Consider the following 21,431-nt stretch of genomic DNA (forward strand, 5'->3'; position numbering starts at 1 on the left):
TTCGGGAAGATTGCATGGACAAAATGATGAATTCTCGCAAAACGGAAATATGGGATAACAAAACCCAATTCCGATCACTATGTATACCACACTCGGAATTCACACGCAAAATACGGGGAATGATTCGGTTTTGGAACGCATCAAACAGGTTGGTATCGCATTCACCTTGCATTGGGCCGTCTTGCTGGTCGGAATCTGCTCGCCCTTGCGCAATTCCGTCAGCCGGTTGACGCTGACGCGCTCCATCGCGGATTCGCTGATTCAGTGGGACGCCCAGTGGTTCGTCAATATCGCGAAGTACGGATACGTGTTTCCGCTGTCCGCCCAACTTCCTTTCATGGCGACCGGCAATACCGTCCCTTTCTCGCCGCCGTACAAAGCCGCGGCGTTCTTTCCGGAACTCCCGCTGCTCATTCACGTGCTCGGCGCAAGCGCGACCGTCGTCCTCATCAACGCGCTGTTCGCGCTTTGTCTGTGGCTGATGTACGTGCTCATCAGCGGCGAACGAAGCGATCTCGCCTTCGCCTCCATCATGCTGTTCGCCGTCAATCCATGCTCCATCTTTTTCAGCGCCCTCTACACGGAGACGTTGACGCTGCTCGGCGTTCTGCTGATCTGTTTCGGCCTCCGCCGTCCCGATTCATCGCGCTGCTTCGCGCTCAGCTGCGTCGGCGCCCTCGTCGCCGCCGGGGTTCACGATCTCGGCGTGTTCTCCGCCGTCTTCGCCATCCGCTTCATCCGGCTCCGCATGCCCATGCGGGCCCTTTGCTTTCTCGTTTGTGCAGCCTTGCCGCCGGCGGCCTACGAATGGTATTTGTTCAATCACTTTCACACGCCGCTCGCGTTGATTGCCGCCGAAGGCAGTTGGAATCGCTCCTGGCGCCCACCCTTCGTCAATCTCGTCCATACCATCGCCCATGGCGCTTTGTCGCTGAACACGATCTTCATCCTCGGCATGGTGGTCCTCGCCCTTTGGCAAATCGGCCGATCGTCCCACCGCGATCGCGCATGGCGGCTTGACTCCGAGCAGCAGCAGCCGATTGTCTTCAGTCTCGAAACAGCCTGTTGGACCGCGTGCATCCTGCTCTTGGGACTGTGCGCGTACATACCAAAGCATCCGTTGATGAGCGTCCTAAGGTTCTTCTGCGTCCTCTGGCCCGTCTACATCCCTGCCTGTACCCGCGCGGGTACGCGCGAGAACCGCTGCGGACAAGAATACGATCCCGCCACCAGCGGCAGGCCCGAACAATTTGCCCCGTTCGTCTATATCGTCGGCGGGTCATTTTGCGCCTACGCGGCCATCGGTTCGTCTTTGTTCAGTCACGGTTGGTTCTTTCAGTAAGATTTTGGTGGTACAATGGCAATTGACAATCTTGCGGAGAAAGAAGTGAACGAGGGAATGGAGACAAAATCCCTTCAGTCAGCGATGCCAGCCGTTATTGATGCGCTCGCTGAAAAAGTGGTAGGGCAAAGAGACACGATCGAGCTGCTCGTCGCCGCCTGCTTGGCGAGAGGGCACGTCCTGTTGGAAGACGTCCCGGGGACTGGCAAGACTCGTTTGGCTTCCTCGTTCGGCCGCGTCCTCGGACTCGATTATCGACGGATTCAAGGCACACCGGACTTATTGCCGTCCGACGTCGTCGGCACCACCATTTTTCACCCGCAGGAGGGAGAATTCCGCTTTCACCCTGGGCCGATTTTCACCAACGTCTTGTTGATGGACGAGATCAACCGCGCGACGCCGCGCACGCAAGCCGCGCTCCTCGAGGCCATGGCCGAAGGCCAAGTCTCGGCGGACGGCACCACGTCGCCGCTGCCCCTGCCATTCTTCGTGATTGCCACCGCCAACCCCATCGAATCGCAAGGTGTCTTTCCGCTCCCCGAGGCACAGTTGGATCGGTTCCTCGTCCAACTCAAGTTGGGCTACGTTTCCATTGACGAGGAAATGGACATGGTTCGCCGCGTCGTCTTCCGCGACGATGCCCCAGTCCAGCCTGTTCTCACCGGCAGCGACGTCCTCGCGGCGCAGGCGGAAGTTCGCGCGACGCACGTGAGCGACGATGTCCTGCGCTATCTCGTCGATCTCTGCCGCGCCACGAGATCGCACGATCAAGTGGCGCTTGGCGCCAGTCCCCGATCCGTCGTTCTTCTCACGCAGTACGCGCAAGCGCTTGCTTACATCGCGGGCCGCGACTTCGTGACGCCCGACGACGTCAAACGCGGGTTTGCGCCTGTGATGACGCACCGGCTCCAGTTGAACGTCGACTGGATGGACGCGGAGGCGGGTGCGCGCATCGTCAACGAGCTGCTTGAAGCTGTTCCGGTTCCGCACGAGCGGGAAGAGGGTTGACACATGCTGGACATCCTGTGGGTCGCGATCGGATTTGTGGCCGTGCTGTGGATTTGGCCAACCGCGTGGAAGAGCGGGGTAGACGGCAAAGTGGATTGCGTGATTGAGTTCCCGAGACACGAATGCGATATCGGGGAAGGTGTGCCATTCACGGTGACACTTATCAATCGGTCGCATTTCCCAATCCCGTTTGCCGAGATCGAAATCGATCTGCCGAAGGAACTGTCGTTTCATCCGCAAGAAGAGCGCAGCAGGCGAGCGTTCGCCACCTACGTGCTGATGCGCCGACGTGTCCGCGTCGAATTTACGTTGTACGGGTTCCGGCGCGGACCAACAGCCGTGCGGGACGTGTCGATCCGGCTGCACGAGGGATTCGGCATCAACAGGTTGTACTTGAGCGGACAAGCTTCGTCCACCGTCGCCGTCCGGCCGCGACCAGCGCAGTTCACCCGCTATCGGCTGCCTGTTTCCATGCAGGGCGACATGCCGATGGAGCACGTTGTCTTTCCGGACGAAACGCTGCTCAAGGGCGTGCGGCCCTATCAATTTGGCGATCCGGCTCGGCACATTCACTGGCGGGCCAGCGCACGCCTGGGACAAATCGTCTCCAAACAGTTCTTCTCGTCCACGGAGCCGCGCGCTTTGCTGATTCTCAACGCGCAATTCACCGATCCGTATTGGATGAAGACCGGATCGCCCGCATTCGATGGCCTCTGCGAGAAAGTGCTTGGCGCAGCCATCGAACTGGAGAAACGAGGAACCCAAGTGTGGTTCGCGACGAACGCGGCGTGCGGCGGCAAACAGCGCATCGTGTTCAGCCAGCTTACCGCTTCGCGGATCGCGTCGCTGCTCGGCCATGCGCACGCGATCGCGACGTCGCCGCTGGACTCGGTTCTCGACGCGCTCCTCCATCCCGCGAAGGCGCGCATGCCGCTCGTGTTCCTGTTCAGCCAGTACGAAACCGAGGAGCAATCGGGTCGGCTCCAAATGCTGCGCAAACGCGGTACGAGCGTGGAAGCCATTCGAGTTGGAGGTGCGGCGAATGAGTGACAGAGAAGAGCGCGTCGTGGATACATCGAAGGGCACCGACCTGCCGTGGACCAATGTCCCCGCCCGGATGCAGGGCTTGGTCGGCCTCATTGACGGCCTGGCAGGAAGTTTTGTCGCCACGGCATTTGGCTGGAACTATGCACAGTGGTCCATGCACGTGGTTTTGACATGCCTGTCGACGATCGCCGCCGGCATCGTCACGGCGCTCTTGCTCGGACGAACGACGTGGCGCGCGGCGTTCCTGGGAGGTGTCCTGTCGGGACTCGTGATCGATCTCGGCGCGGGGCTGGCCTTGGACCCGTGGCCGACCCTGATGGTGACGACCGCCTTCGGCGTGCTTATCGCAAGCGCCTTGGCCCTGCCGTACTCGTTCCGCGGCGACGTCACGGACGCCTGTGTCGTCAACTTGCGCTATCTCACCATCATCTCCGTCGCAGGCATCGTGCTGTATGTCCTCGTCACCGATTCCGAGCCAAAGGGCCGCAACGACGGCAGCGTCCTCTATGTACTCGTCTGTTCCTTCGGCGCGATGCTTGCGCAGACGTGGTTCACGCGCTACGCGCAGGCCCGGGCCACTCACCTGTCAAACCACGCCTTGCGTTACGGCCTGTCCGGCCTTCTCGCCTTAGGGGAATGGTTTCGGACACTGGGTCCGCTGCTCAAGAACTTCGTGCGATCCCTGTTGATTCTCGCGGTACTGCTTTTCATCAGCCCTTGGCTCGTTCAAGCCCTGAGCCACCTCAAGCGGCATCCGCGTTCACAACAGGTGCAGCAACTCGGAAAGGGCAATTTGAAGCCGTCGCAGTGGCTCAATGCACAACCCCACTCCGCGTCTCACATGTTCACGTGGGCGATTCCGCTCGCCATCGCCTGCGCGCTGTTCGCGATTCTACTCGTGGTCATTCTCCGCAAACAAACGCCGGCATCTCAGGCTGATTCCACTGCGGCGGACGGCGTCGGCGGCGTTCGCGTGACGCGAGACGCGCGCATCGCGCCGTTTCGTCTGATGCACACGGACGATCCAGTCCGCCAAGCGTACCAAAAGCGCCTGCTGCATTGGCACCGCAACGGAGCCACCATCGGCAGATCCGAATCACCTCGCGAATTTTTGCATCGAGTCCCCCAAACGGCAGAGCATACAGGGGACCTCGACGACGTCAGGCTGACCGAAGCCTATGAACGTGCTCGCTACGGAGACGAGCGAGGCAATCAGGAGCCATAAAATGTCCGAATCAGCGTCATGGAACCGTGCGGGGATACGCGATATGACTCGATATTCGACGGGATGAGGACCGTATCCCCGGGACGAAGAGCGAGCTCACCCAGGCCATCTGGTGAAACAAAGGACAGTGTTCCCTGCCCTTCCACAGCGATCAGCGCGTCTGGGTTGCCCTTCACCCCGAGCGCCAAGTTCAATTCCGTGGCGCTCAGTCGCACTTCGTCGATTGTGAAATACGGACACTGCGCCAGACGCACAACCTGGACACCTTCCTCGTCCACCAGCGTTACCCGTGGCATCTCCGGTGTCGATCCGCCGTACTGGAGCACCTCCGCCGCCTTCTCCACGTGCAGCGTTCGGGGTTTGCCGTCGGCGTCGACGCGATCCCAATCGTACACACGATACGTAACGTCGGAAGTCTGTTGAATTTCCAGCACCTTCGTTCCCGCCAACAGGGCGTGGAGCGTCCGCGCCGGAACAAATACGAGATCCCCTGGCGCGATCGAACGGTAACTGAGATAATCCTTCACCTTGCCCTCGCGGACGGCGGACTCGTACGCCTCGCGATTTGGAAAAGTGTGTCCATAGTTCACGCGGCCGTCGGGCTTGCTGTCGAGTATGTACCACGCCTCGGTCTTCCCAAAATCCCCTTCGTGCTGATTGGCGTACGCGTCATCTGGATGAATCTGGACCGACAAATCGGACTCAGCCTCCAGATATTTGATCAGTAGCGGAAAGCGATTCTGTGGAGAATTCCCGAGATACGCGTCGGGATACAGCTCTGTCAACTCGGCCAGCGTCTTTCCCGCCAGCGGTCCGTCAGCGACGACGCTCATCCCGTTCGGATGTCCAGAAAGCACCCAGTATTCTCCAATAGGTTCGTCGGTCTCCACGCCAAACGTCGATTTCAAGGCGTGGCCGCCCCAAATGCGAGGCATCGGTACGGGTCGAAACTTCACTGGCAACACGAATCTCACAACTCCTTCACAAGATCCTGCAACTCGGGTACGATGCGGGCGTCTTCGAAGCGCCCCTCCAATACAGCAATCAGGTTGTCGACCGCCAACCTGTCCATATCATCCCGCGTCGCCTGTGTCGCTGAACCGATATGCGGCGACGCCACGACGTTCGGCAGGCTGAGCAAAGGATTGTCCGTCGGCGTTGGCTCGGTGACAAACACGTCCAGACCAGCCGCCCTAATTTGTCCAGACTGCAAGGCCTGAAACAAATCCTCTTCGACGACCGTCTTGCCGCGCGACACGTTGATAAAGATCGCGGACGGTTTCATCTTCGCAAACGCGTCGCGGTTCATCAGCCCTATCGTAGCAGGTGTCAAAGGCGTTAACAAAACGACGAAATCCGATTGCCGCAACAACTCGTCGAACGAAGCGTACACCGCATGGACCGAGGCCTCCGCATGTGGATGACGAGATCTGCTGTGATACAACACATTCATGCCAAAGCCATAGTGCGCTCGTCGCGCCACGGCCTCGCCGATGCGCCCCATGCCAAGAATCCCCATGGTTCGGTGGTGCACATCGACGCCAAACAACGATTCGTCGAATCCCTTCGTCCACCTGCCTTGACGAACCCAACCATCCAGTTCGACGATCCGCCGCGCCGTCGCCAACACCAACGCCATCGCCAAATCCGCGACCGTATCGTCCAACACGCCAGGCGTGTGCGTTCCCACCACGCCATGCCGCCTCATCGCTGCGATGTCGAAGTGATCGTAACCGACGGACGTGGTGCTCACGACCCGCAACGCCTTCGCCTGGGAAAGCAGCGTCTCGTCGATCCGAAGCCCGCCCGTAATCAAGGCGTCGGCCTTCGCCATCTCTTCCAGCAAAAACTCACGCGGCATTGGCCCCTCTTCTCGCCAGCGCGTATACACGCCTAGCTCAGCCAGTCTCTCTTCCAAATCCGACCGCAACACTTTGGTCGAGAATACTCTCTGCAAATGACGACACCTCCTCCGCAATTGTCCTTTTATCACTCTACACTTTCTCGGCAAAAAGCGAAAACACGTTCTGATGGGGGCGTTTATGCGGATGGGTGGAGGCGGGGCCGGACCGTGGCGAAGGCAGGCGAGCGGGAGCAGGCGCGATCGCGCGCGATCGCGAAGGTAGGCGAAGGTAGACACGGGCTGGCGGCAGGGGAGCGGGACGGAGGACAGGGAACGGAGGACAGGGGACGGAGGACAGGGGACGGAGGACAGGGGACGGAGGACAGGGAACGGAGGATCGAGAACGGAAGACAGGGAACGGAGGATCGGCAAATAGGCGGTCCTCAGCCGCTTATTTCGGCGAGTTGCCCGGATCGAACTAAAATAAGCGGCCCCAGGACGCTTATTTGCCCCGCTGCCTCCAAAATGGGTCGTCCACAGCCGATTAAGCGGCTGTGGACCTCTTATTCGTCGCCAATCTGCGGATTCGACACACTTAAGCGGCCAGCGGCCGCTTATTCGCTCCCGACTCCCCCGACTCCCCCGACTCCCCCGACTCCCCCGACTCCCCCGACTCCCCCGACTCTCCCGACTCCCGACTCCCCCGACTCTCCCGACTCTCCCGACTCTCCCGACTCTCCCGACTCTCCCGACTCTCCCGACTCTCCCGACTCCCCCGACTCCCCCGACTCCCCCGATTCCTCCGCCCCACCCGATCGCGACAGTGCGTACACGATACACCCATCGACGGGTCACCATCACGATAATTCAAATCGCAATAAATATTTCAGAAACAAGACTTTTCTTGCAGTGGGATTCGTGCTTTACTGGAATCAGGCTCATCTTTACGGCGACATCGCAACGCCGTTTCGAAGGCGGGAATTCGTTGGACAACCAATCCATCTGCAATGTGTCAATCGACTACGCCTTGGGCGAATTGCACGACGAATTGTTGAAGAAGCGGTTTGAACATCATCTCCGACAGTGCCTCGAATGTCAGCAGGACGTGATGGAGTATCGGTCGTTTCTCGCATCGATTGAATCGCCGCATGAATCGTCGCAACACACGGAACGCCTACATACGTCCGCCATTCGATGGACAACTCGGACGAAAGTCATCCCATTTCCCATCCGCGGTCGCGAATTGAAGACCCAATCCATCCCACGGCCCCCTTACCGCCCAATTTGGGCGGCATTGACGTTGTCGTTGGCGATGTTCATCAGCCTTGTCGGCTTGGTGAACCGACACGATCCGATTGGACTTCACGACCTGCACTTTTTCTCGTGGCAGCACATTGCGCACGCGTCGCTGCGATGGGCTGCCAAGGGCAAACAACTGACGGATCGACTCTATTAAGGCGTTTCGGACAACCTCGTCTAGACAAACAAGCTGCCGCGAGCATCCATTGCTCTGCGGCAGCTTGTTTGCGCATCCACCTCTGTATGGTCAATCGATCACGCTGCAGACGGGCTGCTGGCCCCATCTCGAGTGGTCGCCCGGTTCGGGTCCTGGGAGAGCCGCAGCACGGCCAGCCAGACAATCGCGAAGCCTATCCACTGCGCCAAGTGTACAGTCTGGCCGAGGAACAACCAGTCCACGAAGATGCCCGTCGCGGGAAATGCGAGTTCCGCCAACGTCGCGTACGATGCCCGAACGCCATTCAATCCTCGGTAGTATAGGAGGAGGCTCAGCAAACTCGGCACGATGGTCTGGTACAACAGGTTGCCAAGCACGTGCAGCTTGGTCAGGGATACGGCCATAGCACCGATGTGTGGATGTTGAAACGAGACTATTCCGAGCAAAAAGGGCAAGGCCACTGCGAATCGCAATGCGGTCATGGTTGGAAACGAAACCTTGTTGACGATGCGTTTACCCATCACGGTCGATCCGCCCCACAGAACCGCCGCGCCAATGGCGTAGAGACCGCTCGAAAGCGCCCCCTTCGCTGCCGTCTGCGGAATTTGGAAGCCAAACGTGAGCAGATAGGCCCCAAACATCGCGACGGCAAACAGCAGCCAATATCCGCGGCGAAGCCGCTCGCCTAAGACCAGCGTCGCCAACAATACCGCAAAGAGCGGCTGCAGTTTCTGAAGGATCAGCACAACGTTGACATTGTTCGCGGTGAGCCCCACCTGCAAGCCGTTGTCGAATAGAATGGACGCAATGGCAGAGCCGCCCCACGCGACAAACAACACTGCTCCCCAGTCGAGAATGTTGAGCTTACGAACTTCGTGTCGTTTCCAGATCAGGACAGGAATCGCGAAAAACGCCAACAGGATGTGTTCCAACAAAACAATTTCGGTAGATGTGAATGATTTCTGAAGCGCCAAAATGAATACTGCGTCCAGTCCCCACATTCCTGCCCCAATCGCGATCAGCCACAACGACCACCCAGTTTTCACCTTTTGACTCTCTCCCAATTCAAAAACCTCCATGCACAATGAGGAGTTTGAATTGAACCTCCCGAAGGTTTGCGCACGTAAAAAGCCCCGAGTAAACATACTCGGGGCACGTACACAAATGAAGGCATAGCCGACGTGTCTGTCAGCTATTCCCATTCGTTACCTTCTCCCATCCGGACTATACCGTCGGCCTTGGAATCATCACCAAGTCAATCGATGTCATCTTCAATGACGTCGAGTCGCGGGCTTCGATCAGTCGTGATCGTCACCGCCGGTCGGGAATTTCACCCTGCCCCGAAGGTTCATATTCAACTGAAAAAAGTATAGCAGTTCCGACACCGAAGATCTAGAGCCAGCTCGTCCGCAGTGCGGGTCGCCCCCAAGCCACGCGAGTCCACACGGGTCAAAAAACGTCACTCCTGTGGAATCGCGACCCATTCCCGCTTCTGAGCCGACGTCTCCACGGCTTCCAAGACGCGCTCGTTGCGCACGCCTTCGTCAAAATCCGGTTGGAACGGCTTGCCTTCCACGATACTCTCGAAATACGACGCGAACAGATTCATGAACGTGTGCTCATAACCGATAATGTGTCCCGCCGGCCAGTACCGATCCGCAAACGGGTGCACCGTCTCGGTACAGTTGATGGTGCGGAATCCCTGCAGCCCCGCTTCATCGTCTTCCAAGTAAACGTGCAGCAGATTCATGTTCTCCAGGTCCCAGCGAATGGATCCGCGTTCGCCGTTGATCTCGAAACGATTGCCGTTGCGGTTGCCGCCGGCGAATCGCGTGGCTTCAAACACGCCAAGCGCACCGTTGTCGAAGTGGGCCAAAATCGCGGTGGCGTCGTCGACGTCGACTGTGCCCGTCTGCGATCCGTCAACTCTCGCTTCCAGTCCACCGCTCATCTCACCGAGCGGTCTCGTCTTGATGAACGTCTCCATGGTCGCGGTCAACTCGGTGATCTCGCCGACGAGGAACCGGGCGAGATCGAGAATATGAGCCCCGATATCGCCGAGCGCGCCTGAGCCAGTGACCTCTTTGCGCAAACGCCACACGAGCGGGAAATTGGGGTCCATGATCCAATCCTGCAAATATTGGGCGCGAATATGATAAATGCGCCCCAGCCGCCCTGAAGCAATCAATTGCTTCGCGTATTGCACCGCAGGCGCAAAGCGGTAATTGTGGCACAAGAGGCCTGTCACGCCGTTTTTCTTGACCGCGTCGCGCATGCGAATCGCCTCTTCGACGGTCATCGCCATCGGCTTCTCGCAAATCACGTGTTTCCCTGCCTCTGCGGCGGCGATCGCCATTTCCGCGTGCAGGTAATTCGGCGTCACGATGTCGATCACGTCGATATCGTCACGCTCCAGCAGTTTCCGCCAATCCGTCTCATACGACTCGAAACCATACTGGTTCGCCGCGTCGCGAACAGCCGCTTCCGCCCTGCCCGCGATGGCCTTCAGTACCGGAGAAGCGCCGCCCGGGAAGAAGAAATCGAGGTCGCGAAACGCGTGGCTGTGGGCCTTTCCCATGAACTGATAGCCTATCATGCCGATACCGAGTTTCGGTTTGCTCACCAAACACGCCTCCTTGAATACGCGCGTACAGCAAACGGGGGGAACCTCGTCCGGTCCCGCCCCATGTTCGCTGTGTCCGCGATGTGATGACTTACAGCTTGACAGTCTCCCCGGTCTCTGCCGACTGATAGAGACCATTGATGATGCGCTGCAGTTTCACGCCTTGTTCCGGCGTCGAAATCGGCGGTTCCCCACCCAGGCACGCGTCGACAAACCGCTTGATCTCGCGCTCATACGCGGAAACGTCCGGCAAATACACCGGCGAGACGTCGACGAGCGCGCCGTGCCGCTCTTGGTAGATGGTCAACGGGAAGACATTTGCGCCGCCTTCCTTGCCCATCAGTTTGACATTCATCTCATCGTTCAACTGCACATTGGCAGCGAACGCAGACTCAATCACCAAGGTCGCACCGTTCGCGAACTTCACGAAACCGCGCGCCATGTCTTCGACGGAGAAATTCTGATAATCCCAATCGCCGAGCAGGCCGACGCCCTTACGCGTTCCCAACTCTTGGTATGTAGCACCAAGCACCATCGTCGGTTCCGGGTAACCCATGAGATACAGCGCGGTATCGAGCATGTGGCAGCCAATATCGATGAGCGGGCCGCCGCCTTGCAGGGCCTTGTTTGTGAAAACGCCCCATCCTGGAATGCCGCGGCGTCTCATCGCAATCGCCGTAGCGGCGTAGATGTCACCCAACTCGCCCGCTTCGACGAAACGCTTCAACGTGTCGACTTCTTTGGAGTGGCGATAGTGGAACCCAAACGTCAAATACTTGCCAGCTTCTTTCGCCGCGTTCGCCATCTCTTCGGCCTCCGCCACCGACATGGCTGGCGGTTTCTCGCACAGCACGTGACATCCGGCCCGCAGGGCGGCGATACTCGCGTCCTTGTGAAATTTGTTTGGCGTACAAATGCTGACGGCGTCCAGTTCTGGGCCGGCCAGCATTTCGTCGACAGACGAAAACACATTGGGAATGTCAAATTTTTCAGCCGTTTTCTTCGCCATGTCGAGGACAACGTCGCAAATGGACACGATCTCGACCCTGTCACTCACTTTTAAGTAATTCGGAATGTGCGCGTGTTGGGCGATACCGCCCGCGCCCACGATGCCAACTCGCAGTTTGTCAGCCAACGCTGTTTCCTCCTTAAGCCCACCACATGTTCTGAAGTTTTTCGCGAATGATCAGCGGCTTTAAGAACGCAGCCGCCTTTTGGAAGCCTTCTTCGACCGACATCAGGCTGTCTTCGTGTTCAATCGACACCGTGCCTTGATAGCCAGCCAACTGAAGGGCGCTGATGATATCGGACCACGTCTCTGAGTCGTGTCCATAGCCGACCGTGCGGAAAATCCACGCGCGGTTGCGCTCCTGTTGATAAGGCTTCGTATCGAGAACGCCGTTGACCGCACGATTGTGCTTGTTAAACCCGGTGTCCTTCGCGTGGACGTGGAAGATAGCCCCCGCGTCAGCCAAGGCGTGGATGGCTTCCACTGGATCAATCCCCTGCCAAAACATGTGGCTTGGGTCGAAGTTGATGCCGATGTTTTCGCCGCAAGCCTCGCGCAGCTTCAGCATCGTCTCGCCATTGTATACCACGAAATTCGGATGGGCTTCAATCGCGACGCGTACGCCGTGTTGAGCCAACACCTTGTTCTGCTCGGACCAATACGGAATCACTTTCTCATTCCACTGCCATTCGAGCACTTTGAGGTGATCGTCTGGCCATGGCGAGGTGACCCACACGGGGTACAGGGAATGCTCCGATTCACCTGGGCATCCAGAGAACGTCACAACGGTCTGAACGCCGAGCAAGGCCGCCAGTTCAATCGTCTCCTGCAGCGTCTCATGCGCTTGTGCCGCAATCTCCTTGTTTGGGTGCAACGGGTTGTTGTGGCAGCTCAACGCGCTGATCTCAAGTCCGCGCGAATGGATGGCTTCCAAAAACGCCTCACGCTTTTGCGCGCTTTGCAACAGCGCCTTTCGATCACAATGGGCAGATCCCGGAAATCCGCCAGTGCCAATCTCCACCGCATCGAGGCCGGCAGCGGCGACATGATCCAGCATCTCTTCAAACGACTTGTCACCGAACAGTACCGTAAAAATACCAAGTTTCACGACATCGCCTCCGATTCCACTGATGTTGATGTCCGAATGGTTACGCTTTCAGGTGCTCTTGCAAGAACGCCAACGAAGCCGCAATGGATTCGAGCGGATCACCCGGACAAACATCCTGTTCGACGATGTAGTACTTCACACCTGCCGCACTTGCAGCTTCGAACAGCGAATTCCAATCGAGTACGCCTTTGCCGACAGTTTCGAATGCGCCCGTTTCTTTCGACATGTCCTTGGCGTGCAGCAGATCGGCGCGGCCAGCGTAACGGCGAAGAAATTCGGTCGGTTGGTACCCGGCCTTGTGTGCCCAGTACACGTCCAACTCCATCTGAACGCCTTCGCTTTCCAGCGCGGTCAACAACAGGTCCAACGCGGTCGTACCATCGAACGTCTCGAATTCAAAGTCGTGATTATGATAGCCAAGCTTGATGCCGGCGGCTTTGCAAGCTTGCGCGGCTTTCGCCAGAATCCCGGCCAACGCCTCGTAATCCGCTTTGGACTGTCTGCGCTCCTGCGGCAAAAATGGGCAGACGAGATATTCGAGTCCAATCGCCTTCGCCTCGTCGATCACCTGGTCCAGTTCGGACTCGAATCTGTTCAACGCCACGTGGCTCGATACAGGGCGCAGGTTCAGATCGTCGAGCACCTTGCGCAATTCCGTCGGCTCCAGTCCGCCGTAATGGTGGAGTTCGACAGCCCGATAACCGATTTCGGACACCTTGCGAAGCGTCCCCACAAAATCTTTGGCAAGCAGATCCCGAAGCGTATACAGCTGTACGCCAATCTCAGTCATGTTGATATGCACCTCTCGCTTCTTCAATGAGCTTCGTAATATGTTCTTTCGCATCTTTGGCCCGATCGTCTTCCGTTCCGGACAGAGGTTCCTGATGCAGAACCTCGACGGAGACGGGTCCCCGATAGCCGGCGCGGTACGTCGCCCGGACGAATGCCGCAAGATCGATCCGCCCGTGTCCCGGCAGCAGTCGGCGGCCATCGTGCGCGTCGCTTGGTTCGCCGTCCGTATCGTTGATGTGGACGTGAACAATTTGTTGTCCGGATAGTTTCGCCACATCGTCCTCCGAGACGCCAGCCGTGTACCAATGCAGGCTGTCGAGCAGCATACCCACGTTGGGGGCGCCAACCGCTTCGATGAACGCAAACAAATCCTGCATGTCCTGCACAAACGGATACGCCTTGTTCCTTAAGTGGTGTGGTCCGACAAATTCGAGGCCAAATCGAATTCCGTACGGCATCATGGCCACGGCGCATTGGCGCAAGCGTCGCGCCAATCGGCTCGTATAAGGAACTGGCCGCTCGTCGATCGACGGCCACAAGAACGTGGTGCATCGCGTCGCGCCAAGACGAAGAGCCAATTCAGCCCGTTCCGGCAGCATCGCCAGATCCCGGACAAATTCCGATTCGTCGCCGTACACGTCGACTGGAAGTCCGAAACTTGCCAATGCTATGCCTCGCGACAAAAACTGCTCTTCGACGTACGCATCGCCGTGTTGTGCTCTTGCATCCTCGATCCACTGGAGAGGCATATCCACCCATTCATACCCATGGCGCGCTGCCAGCTCGAGAAATGGCTCAAACCGATGTTCGTCCACGATCGAAGGGTGTAGACAAGGTTTCATATGCTACCTCCATTCTTCCAGGCAGACCGCTGCGCGGCGTGCCACAAAGTACATCAGATCGGCCTCTGAAAAGTCCGGGGAATGCGGCCAATCGCCGCCGCCAAGGCACCCCCTGGGCTTATCAACAACAGGCCTCGGCCACATTTAAGCACAACAAGCGCCCACATCGCCATCCACAATGTGACTGTCTTCTTGCAAATCTGGCTATTCTCTCTGTTTGGGCACAAAAACCAGCGTTGGAACGGCCGCTAACGCGTAGAACGAAGCTCAATGCGGCGCAAACCTTCCATGGCCAATCTTGCCACGACCGATTTGGCGATATACAAAGGGAACGAGTAGACGTAGCTCCAGCCGTTGAGGACGTACATCCCTCCCCGGTGGAACAGCGGCTCCGCGATGAAAGCCGCCGACAGCGCAAACACCGAGACGGCAATCAAAAACGCCTTCCAGGATCGAAAATACTGATACAACAGCATGTCCACGACTGGAACAATCCCGTAATCGACCGGGATCATCGGTGGGAAGACGAACCAAACGCTCCTTTGCGGATAATCCCACAGAAGCAGGGAACTGCCCATGATGTCCAGCGTTAACGCGATCACGGCGACCAGGCAGCCATACAGCAAAATTTCGACGATCCGCCGTTTGTGAACCAGCCGCCACCAAACGATCCATGGGATGATTTCAAGACATATTAAAAGCCACCACTGCCACGTGAAGAGGTTATGGTGCAGCCAGAAGTCCCGAGTCAAGTTCATCAAGTGGCGATGCGCGTCTTTCACATCCGAAAATGTCGCCATCATAGACCTCTCCTTCAGACGCTTCAAAATGAAGTATGTCCAAAAGATGGGTGGTCCACGATCACGACACTTGGCAGCGTTGCGAAGGAGGGGGCACGCCCCCGAATGGCTCGGAGCCGCCCCGGTCCAAGATGAGGTCAAATCACGCCGACACAAGAAACCCCGAGCCCGCTGAACCTAAAACACTTTTTGTGTCGCGTTGTATTCCTTCAGAATTTCTACAGCTTCCCGGAATCGCAAAGAATGGACAATTTCTCGTTCGCGCAGAAATTTGAGGCTGTCGACAATATCCGGATCGTCGGTGTTGTCGATGATCCATTGGTAGGTCGCGCGCGCCTTTTCCTCTGCGGCAATGTCTTCGTACAAATCGGCGATGGGATCGCCCTTGGCTTGGATGTAAGCCGCCGTCCACGGAGTACCTGCCGCATTGTGGTAGAACAGGGCGTTATCGTGATTGACATAGTGATCGACGAGACCCGCCGCCTTCATCTGCTCCGGCGTCGCATCCTTGGTCAATTTGTAGACCATGGTCGCGATCATCTCGAGATGCGCGAACTCCTCCGTCCCGATGTCGGTCAACAAGCCGATCACTTTGTCAGGTATGGTGTACCGCTGGTTCAGGTAGCGCAGGGCCGCGGACAATTCGCCGTCAGCGCCTCCGTATTGTTCAATCAACATTTTCGCCAGATGCGGGTCACATTTGCTCACTCGAACCGGGTATTGCAGTTTCTTTTCATAGATCCACATGCAGTGGTCCACCTCCGCGGCAGAATGCTTTCAGAGATGGATATGCATGGAAGGTTTGTACGTATTCGATCCCCCTGCCGAAAGGAACTCTTGCTATGACAACTTCATCATTTCATGATGAAGTTGTGTGTACATCATCGCCTCGGACTTTGCAATCTTTTCTCCCACATGGAACATGAGCTCAAGCTCATCGGAACTGGTAAATTGCTCAAGAATGTCTTTGCACAATTGATAGTGCCTGGGCTCGTGTTCATCGGCATGAACGTCCCAGAACAGCAGGTTGAGCGGCTGTTGGTTATAGTTTGGATGTCGGAGCCCAGTTGCGATGGCACCCATCACGGCTCCGGCAAACATTTCCGAACCCAATCCTACCGCGGCCATTGCCTCCAAAGGAGTCGCTTCACGGAAAAAATGCACGAAAAATTCGATGGCGTTCAGCACCGCAGGCGATATGGGCTGTACTGGGACTCCCTTCTCATCCAGTTGGACATCTGGATAGACCAAGCGCAGAAATGTCTTGTACAACTGTTCGTGTGATTTACCCGCAATTCCGCGACCAGCCTCGTCCCACAGGTTATCCGCCAGCGGTACCCACCACGTGTCCAGGGGCGCCATCGCAGAGATTGCCGCCCCAAGTACGCGAGGAAAATGGCGACTGTAATACGAATATTGAACAGCAAAATATTGGATTTGCGGAATTGTGTACTCGCCATTTCTTAGCGTAGTCAGAAACACTCCGTTCAGAAACTCCTTATCAACGACCTCGTCGATGGCTCTTTCGACATCCTGGTACTGAGTAAACAAATCGATTACCTTCCTCTTCAAAGAATGACAAATGAAAAGAATCACGAAATGTAGTCTAGCAAATATTTCTCGATAAGTGACAACGTTTTTCTATCATACACACCGGTTCTTCATGCAGGGTGTCCCGTGAGGAAGCCGCAGCGCGTCCAGTTCTCCACAAAAAATCGAACCTCGGATACACTCACCGAGGTTCGATTCACCATCCAGACGACCGCATCCAAATGGCAGCCTTTCACCATTCCATCGACACAGCGGCTGAAAGCCCGCTACACTTGCCAGGGCCATGGCGTTTGTGACCACGTCCACGTATTGCCGCTGATCGGGCTCACGCCGAATTCGTGCAAAGGACCGAACGCCGATTCAAATTGCGCCATGAGATTGTGCTTTCGTTTCTGATATTGTCCAAATTGGGCCAGCGCCTGTTGATCGTCCGGATGCGTGTCGAGGTACAGGGTCAGCTCGCACAACACAAAATCGACGGCCTGCAGTTCTTGAAGGTATTGATAGTACGCTTTTGGCATCGTTTTCGGTCGATCGCTCATTCCGCACCTCCGTCCCGAACACTCGATGGATACGGACTGTAATAGTCCGGCCACAGCGTTCCTTTGCGCAAAGCTTCATGCGGCGAGTACTGTTTGCGGGCGCTGGTTTGGAAAGGCGCGGTCTCGTTAGGGGGAATGATGAAGTGTTTGGGTCGTGCTGGACAAGGATCAAACGGGCTGTGGTACGGATGATAGACTCGCCATTGCGACGGATCCTGCTTCTCCACGGCGGATCGTCCCTCCTGTTGACCGTATTCAGCCCCATATGTATGTGGGAGGGACATATCGTAGTCCATCGAACGCGTTCGCCAGGGAGAATTGCCGGGGAGAATTTCAGTGCGAATACGATTCAATGCACCAACAGCGCGACAAGAATGCCGACGATGGCGCCGCCGACAATCTCGGTTGGTTTGTGACCCACGTGTTCGTTCAAGATGGGCCAGTCAATCAGCCACCACGGCATTTTGACCACTTTCAGCGGCCGAATGCCTGCGGCGTTCGGGGACGTCGGCCGATGAGATTCCTCTTGCACATTCGCTCCGCGGTTTGCGTCGTCTGTTCTCCCGATCTCGCCGGCACCCGCCGCGTCGGCGTGGACATCTTGCCCTTTCAGATCCCGCAGCAGTCGGTTCAGCACCGCCGCCTGCTGACCAGTTTGCCAACGCACTCCGGCCGCATCATACATCACGACCGCAGCCAGAAAAAAGCCGATGCCAAGAATCGGATCCGATCCGCCATAACGCATCCAAAGTTCCACCGCGAGGGCGACCACCGCGGCTGTATGTGAACTGGGCATTCCACCCGACGTTCGTACTTGTCTCCAGTCCCAGGTACGCAAGCGCCCCATCACAAATAGTGGCTTCAGGCCCTGGGCGACGACCATCGCAATCAACGGAGCCAACCACATATAAGCAGATGGATGTATCAACGAAAGCTTCCCCTCTCTGGGCGGTTTCAGGAACGACGATGCTGCTGGCGAAACCATTCGTACGCGAGAATGCTGCCGGCGACGGCGGCATTCAGGCTCTCCGCCTGGCCCTGCATCGGGATTGACACGAGCTTGTCCACCAAAGGTAAAACTTCCGGCCGGATGCCCTTCGCCTCACTGCCAATCACGATTAGCGTATCATGAGACATCTCCGTCGTATAGCACCAATCGTCGGCCTGCGCCGCGGCCGCGACAACCTGGCCGCTCGGGAACGCAGCCCGCCACGCCTCGATGAATTCCGTCGAATCTCGGTCATGCAGCGACAGGCGGAACATGCCGCCCATCGTCGATCGCACCACCTTTGGCGCAAACATGTCGACCGTATTGGTGCCGCAGCACACGGTCTGGATGCCAAACGCCTCACAGGTGCGAAACAGGGTGCCGACGTTGCCCGGGTCTTGCATCCCGTCCAAAAGAACCGCCGGCGCGGTCATCGCCACCGTTTGCTGGTGCGGTATCCGGGCGACAGCAATCACACCTTGCGGCGTGGACGTATCGGCGACCTGGGCAAACGCCGCCGGCGACAGTTCGACCAATCGACTGGCCACTTTCGGATGGCTCCGCAAGTCGTCAGACGGCTCGTCAGAACTGACATCCCACAAAACCGCTTCAATTTCGTACGCGCTGCGCAACAACTCAAGTACGAGCAGGCGTCCCTCGACTAAAAAACGACCAGACTTCGCCCTTCCCTTCTTGCTCTTCAACTGACTCCATGCGCGAACTCGATCATTCTGCGCGGATTCTATGTACACCCAATTCCGCCTCCTCGGCACCGGAAGGTTCCTGCCAAGTCCCTTCGTCAAAACAGCAGCGACAGGCCAAGACGCCCGGCCAGCGAACTGACCGGGCACCTGACATACCGCACGATGAAACTGAAGCTGAAATCACCCCAGCCGACTGGGAAACGTCTCGCAGGCTTGGCGCGCATGCCCGCGACAAGTCGGCTCAGGCGTTGAGTTTCGCGCGAGCGACGTTGACGAGTTCCGTAAATGCGGCGCCGTCCGCGACAGCCAAGTCGGCGAGCATTTTGCGATTGACTTCGACGCCAGCGAGCTTCAGTCCATACATGAACTTGTTGTACGACAAACCGTTCGATCTCGCCGCAGCGTTGATACGTTGGATCCACAGACGACGGAAGTCGCGCTTGCGAACTCGACGATCCCGGTACGCGTACATCAGCGACTTCATGACCTGCTGCTTCGCCGTACGGAACAAGCGATGCTTGGAACCACGATAGCCGCGAGCCATCTTCAATATTTTCTTATGACGACGACGCGTCACCATACCACTCTTCACACGTGCCATTGCTGATATCCTCCTCAGATGTCACCCGGTTCTTCGCGAACCGCGGATACGCTCCTGTTTCATGTCGATTATTTATAGGCAACGAGCTGCTTAATCCGCTTGTAGTCGCTGGCTGACACGAGTCCCGTGCCACGCAGATGACGTTTGCGTTTTGCGGACTTGTGCTCTGCCTTGTGGTAGGCGAACGCGTGAGCGTGCTTCAGTTTGCCGGAAGCTGTCCGCTTAACGCGCTTTTTCAAACCACTGTGGGACTTCATCTTGTTCTTAGACATGTCGTTGTGTCCTCCACTTTCCAAATTTATGAACCTTCGAAACTCCAGGTGGAGATTAGGCACTTGGCTGCTTAGGAGAAAGAATCATGACCATATGACGCCCTTCCAAACGGGGCATCCGTTCCACAATGGCTTGGTCTTCCGCCGATTTGGCCAACTTGAGCAAGAGCTCCTGTCCGATGTTCTGGTGCGTGATCTCGCGACCGCGAAACCGAACCGAAACCTTGACCTTGGAACCTTCTTTCAGGAACTTGATGACGTTCTTCAATTTGACGTTTAAATCGTGTTCGTCGATATTCGGCGTCATGCGAACTTCCTTCAAAAGGACGACCTTCTGGTTCTTGCGCGACTCTTTTTCCTTCTTGCTCTGCTCGTACTTGAACTTGCCGTAGTCCATGATACGACACACGGGCGGCTTCGCGTTAGGAGCCACATTCACGAGGTCAAGATTGCGCTCTTCAGCCAAGCGCAACGCATCGCGCAACGGCATGATGCCAAGCTGTTCGTTCTCGGCATCAACCACACGCACTTCACGCGCACGAATCCCATCGTTCACCTGATATCCATCTTTGCTAATCTGATGTCACCTCCGAAAAGTCTACCGACACCGCAACAATAAAAGCGCAGGTCCACGACCTGCGCCCCTAGATAGCCAGTAATGAACGTACTTGAACCTTCTCAAGTCCGTCACGTCTAGGTAACCCGTCAGCACCAACCAAGCGGGTGAGAAGCGGCAGGCTTCTTCTTTGTCAGTACACTTCAACACTTGAATTCTAACGAACTGCCCAAGTCAAGTCAAGTGGACCATCGTGGATGAGCTGCCTTACTTCCGATCGTTCGTAAGATGCGCACCGCTTTCTTACGAAAATGCAACAGGGTATGGCATTTCATCATAGTCCGCGTTCCGAAAAAGTCATGGGCGTTTTTGAGGTTGCGCTGCCGTATATTCAACATAGTGCGGCGAATCGAGACCAGTGATTTTCGGGAATTGAATCGTTATTCTGGCGGAATCGTATCCGCTGTTATTTGGGGATTTTACACCCGATGTTGACACCCTTCCTTCAGATCCGCCCCCGCGATGGGCACCCTTGGCTTAAGCTAGTGGCTACTTCTACCCTCTTCATTCCGGATCTTCACCGTATAGACAACGCCCATGCGGGCGCGCAAGGCAATGCGCCTAGCTCAGGGTGTCCTGCGCTTCGGCCTCCGCATCCTCCGAGGTGTCTGCTCGTCTCAGGGCAAAGCCCTCGCTTCTTATCCTCTCTCTGCACACAGTGGACTGGACCGGACAGAACCATATCGGCCAATGTTTGTGAACACACGAGTGGCATACATCCTTAGCCTTCCCTGTAAGTACTTAAACGGATTGTAAATCATTTACGTGACGTCAAGTTTTTGGGTTGCTCTCTTGCTTCCTGAATCCGTGACGTATGAACTAAATTCGTTGTTCTTCGCGTGGCGAGGACGAAATTACGTCGAGAAACTCCGCCAACTTTGTATGGGAGAAGGCTGTTAACAAAATTGTCCACGGTTAAACATCCCCGAATGGTTCGTGGGGTTATCCACATGTGCATAATGTCTGCCTCTTAGCCAAATGACTCATACAGCCGAGCAAACACGGGCAGCCACCGGTTCCCTCTCCCCAACCGTAACCGAACTTGCCTAGCATGTCTCGTCA

At 56.9% G+C, this 21,431-nt stretch carries 23 protein-coding genes and 1 riboswitch; of the genes, 5 read left to right on the forward strand and 18 right to left on the reverse strand.

Annotation, left to right across the window (positions count from 1 at the left end; translation table 11 throughout):
- Positions 1 to 130: 130 nt before the first annotated feature.
- The 4 genes from AAC01S_RS04970 to AAC01S_RS04985 are packed head-to-tail and all read left to right on the forward strand — an operon-like array spanning position 131 to position 4,622.
- Positions 131 to 1,342 (forward strand): mannosyltransferase family protein, encoded by a 1,212-nt coding sequence (locus AAC01S_RS04970; protein ID WP_169794006.1) that lies wholly within the window; start codon positions 131 to 133, stop codon positions 1,340 to 1,342.
- Between the two features lie 15 nt (positions 1,343 to 1,357).
- The gene (locus tag AAC01S_RS04975) at positions 1,358 to 2,350 is read left to right on the forward strand and encodes an AAA family ATPase (protein WP_370670806.1); all 993 of its coding nucleotides are present in this window, start codon (positions 1,358 to 1,360) and stop codon (positions 2,348 to 2,350) included.
- A 3-nt stretch (positions 2,351 to 2,353) separates the two neighbouring features.
- Positions 2,354 to 3,400 (forward strand): DUF58 domain-containing protein, encoded by a 1,047-nt coding sequence (locus AAC01S_RS04980; RefSeq protein ID WP_067619700.1) that lies wholly within the window; start codon positions 2,354 to 2,356, stop codon positions 3,398 to 3,400.
- Positions 3,393 to 4,622, forward strand: a complete 1,230-nt coding sequence (locus AAC01S_RS04985; protein WP_067619732.1) for a DUF4129 domain-containing protein — start codon at positions 3,393 to 3,395, stop codon at positions 4,620 to 4,622. Before AAC01S_RS04980 ends, AAC01S_RS04985 begins: the two co-directional genes overlap by 8 nt.
- Here AAC01S_RS04985 and AAC01S_RS04990 read toward each other — a convergent pair.
- Positions 4,610 to 5,587 carry a type I phosphomannose isomerase catalytic subunit gene (locus AAC01S_RS04990; RefSeq protein ID WP_067619735.1) on the reverse strand — a complete coding sequence of 326 codons (978 nt, stop codon included), beginning with the start codon at positions 5,585 to 5,587 and terminating at the stop codon, positions 4,610 to 4,612. The two genes, AAC01S_RS04985 and AAC01S_RS04990, sit on opposite strands and share 13 nt — an antisense overlap.
- Positions 5,588 to 5,592: 5 nt before the next feature.
- Positions 5,593 to 6,579, reverse strand: a complete 987-nt coding sequence (locus tag AAC01S_RS19860) for a 2-hydroxyacid dehydrogenase (RefSeq protein WP_067619738.1) — start codon at positions 6,577 to 6,579, stop codon at positions 5,593 to 5,595.
- A gap of 871 nt (positions 6,580 to 7,450) precedes the next feature.
- Here AAC01S_RS19860 and AAC01S_RS05000 point away from each other — a divergent pair.
- Positions 7,451 to 7,921 (forward strand): anti-sigma factor, encoded by a 471-nt coding sequence (locus tag AAC01S_RS05000; protein ID WP_157071048.1) that lies wholly within the window; start codon positions 7,451 to 7,453, stop codon positions 7,919 to 7,921.
- 98 nt (positions 7,922 to 8,019) lie between these two features.
- Here AAC01S_RS05000 and AAC01S_RS05005 read toward each other — a convergent pair whose 3' ends face one another.
- The 16 genes from AAC01S_RS05005 to infC form a co-directional block, all read right to left on the reverse strand.
- Complete coding sequence (locus AAC01S_RS05005) at positions 8,020 to 8,985, reverse strand: DMT family transporter (RefSeq protein WP_067619744.1); 966 nt, start codon at positions 8,983 to 8,985, stop codon at positions 8,020 to 8,022.
- Between the two features lie 139 nt (positions 8,986 to 9,124).
- Positions 9,125 to 9,273, reverse strand: a riboswitch (FMN riboswitch).
- Positions 9,274 to 9,380: 107 nt separating this feature from the next.
- A complete protein-coding gene (locus AAC01S_RS05010; RefSeq protein WP_370670807.1) occupies positions 9,381 to 10,517 on the reverse strand; it encodes a Gfo/Idh/MocA family protein in 1,137 nt (378 codons plus the stop codon).
- Positions 10,518 to 10,635: 118 nt separating this feature from the next.
- Complete coding sequence (locus AAC01S_RS05015; RefSeq protein WP_067619750.1) at positions 10,636 to 11,679, reverse strand: Gfo/Idh/MocA family protein; 1,044 nt, start codon at positions 11,677 to 11,679, stop codon at positions 10,636 to 10,638.
- Between the two features lie 13 nt (positions 11,680 to 11,692).
- Positions 11,693 to 12,661, reverse strand: a complete 969-nt coding sequence (locus tag AAC01S_RS05020; protein ID WP_067619753.1) for a sugar phosphate isomerase/epimerase family protein — start codon at positions 12,659 to 12,661, stop codon at positions 11,693 to 11,695.
- A gap of 40 nt (positions 12,662 to 12,701) precedes the next feature.
- Positions 12,702 to 13,451, reverse strand: coding sequence for a sugar phosphate isomerase/epimerase family protein (locus tag AAC01S_RS05025; RefSeq protein ID WP_067619756.1), 750 nt, complete (start codon positions 13,449 to 13,451; stop codon positions 12,702 to 12,704).
- A complete protein-coding gene (locus tag AAC01S_RS05030; protein WP_067619759.1) occupies positions 13,444 to 14,295 on the reverse strand; it encodes a sugar phosphate isomerase/epimerase family protein in 852 nt (283 codons plus the stop codon). The genes AAC01S_RS05025 and AAC01S_RS05030 overlap by 8 nt, the downstream gene beginning before the upstream one ends.
- 248 nt (positions 14,296 to 14,543) lie before the next feature.
- Positions 14,544 to 15,095: a CBO0543 family protein gene (locus AAC01S_RS05035; protein ID WP_067619763.1), complete on the reverse strand. Its 552-nt coding sequence runs from the start codon at positions 15,093 to 15,095 to the stop codon at positions 14,544 to 14,546.
- Between the two features lie 177 nt (positions 15,096 to 15,272).
- The gene (locus tag AAC01S_RS05040; protein WP_067619766.1) at positions 15,273 to 15,842 is read right to left on the reverse strand and encodes a manganese catalase family protein; all 570 of its coding nucleotides are present in this window, start codon (positions 15,840 to 15,842) and stop codon (positions 15,273 to 15,275) included.
- Between the two features lie 93 nt (positions 15,843 to 15,935).
- Positions 15,936 to 16,646 (reverse strand): iron-containing redox enzyme family protein, encoded by a 711-nt coding sequence (locus AAC01S_RS05045; protein ID WP_245630087.1) that lies wholly within the window; start codon positions 16,644 to 16,646, stop codon positions 15,936 to 15,938.
- A gap of 266 nt (positions 16,647 to 16,912) precedes the next feature.
- Positions 16,913 to 17,188: a spore coat protein CotJB gene (locus AAC01S_RS05050; RefSeq protein WP_067619769.1), complete on the reverse strand. Its 276-nt coding sequence runs from the start codon at positions 17,186 to 17,188 to the stop codon at positions 16,913 to 16,915.
- Positions 17,185 to 17,415 (reverse strand): spore coat associated protein CotJA, encoded by a 231-nt coding sequence (locus AAC01S_RS05055; RefSeq protein ID WP_067619771.1) that lies wholly within the window; start codon positions 17,413 to 17,415, stop codon positions 17,185 to 17,187. The genes AAC01S_RS05050 and AAC01S_RS05055 overlap by 4 nt, the downstream gene beginning before the upstream one ends.
- Before the next feature lie 122 nt (positions 17,416 to 17,537).
- Positions 17,538 to 18,116, reverse strand: coding sequence for a divergent PAP2 family protein (locus tag AAC01S_RS05060; protein ID WP_067619774.1), 579 nt, complete (start codon positions 18,114 to 18,116; stop codon positions 17,538 to 17,540).
- A 26-nt stretch (positions 18,117 to 18,142) separates the two neighbouring features.
- Complete coding sequence (locus tag AAC01S_RS05065) at positions 18,143 to 18,928, reverse strand: TrmH family RNA methyltransferase (RefSeq protein WP_067619777.1); 786 nt, start codon at positions 18,926 to 18,928, stop codon at positions 18,143 to 18,145.
- A 193-nt stretch (positions 18,929 to 19,121) separates the two neighbouring features.
- Entirely contained in the window at positions 19,122 to 19,481 is a 360-nt protein-coding gene (gene rplT / locus AAC01S_RS05070) for a 50S ribosomal protein L20 (RefSeq protein WP_067619780.1), read from the reverse strand.
- A 68-nt stretch (positions 19,482 to 19,549) separates the two neighbouring features.
- The gene (rpmI, locus tag AAC01S_RS05075) at positions 19,550 to 19,753 is read right to left on the reverse strand and encodes a 50S ribosomal protein L35 (RefSeq protein WP_067619783.1); all 204 of its coding nucleotides are present in this window, start codon (positions 19,751 to 19,753) and stop codon (positions 19,550 to 19,552) included.
- A 55-nt stretch (positions 19,754 to 19,808) separates the two neighbouring features.
- Positions 19,809 to 20,330, reverse strand: coding sequence for a translation initiation factor IF-3 (infC, locus tag AAC01S_RS05080; RefSeq protein ID WP_083511531.1), 522 nt, complete (start codon positions 20,328 to 20,330; stop codon positions 19,809 to 19,811).
- Positions 20,331 to 21,431: the final 1,101 nt, after the last annotated feature.

It is taken from the genome of Alicyclobacillus acidiphilus NBRC 100859 (assembly GCF_001544355.1).
Lineage (GTDB): Bacteria > Bacillota > Bacilli > Alicyclobacillales > Alicyclobacillaceae > Alicyclobacillus > Alicyclobacillus acidiphilus.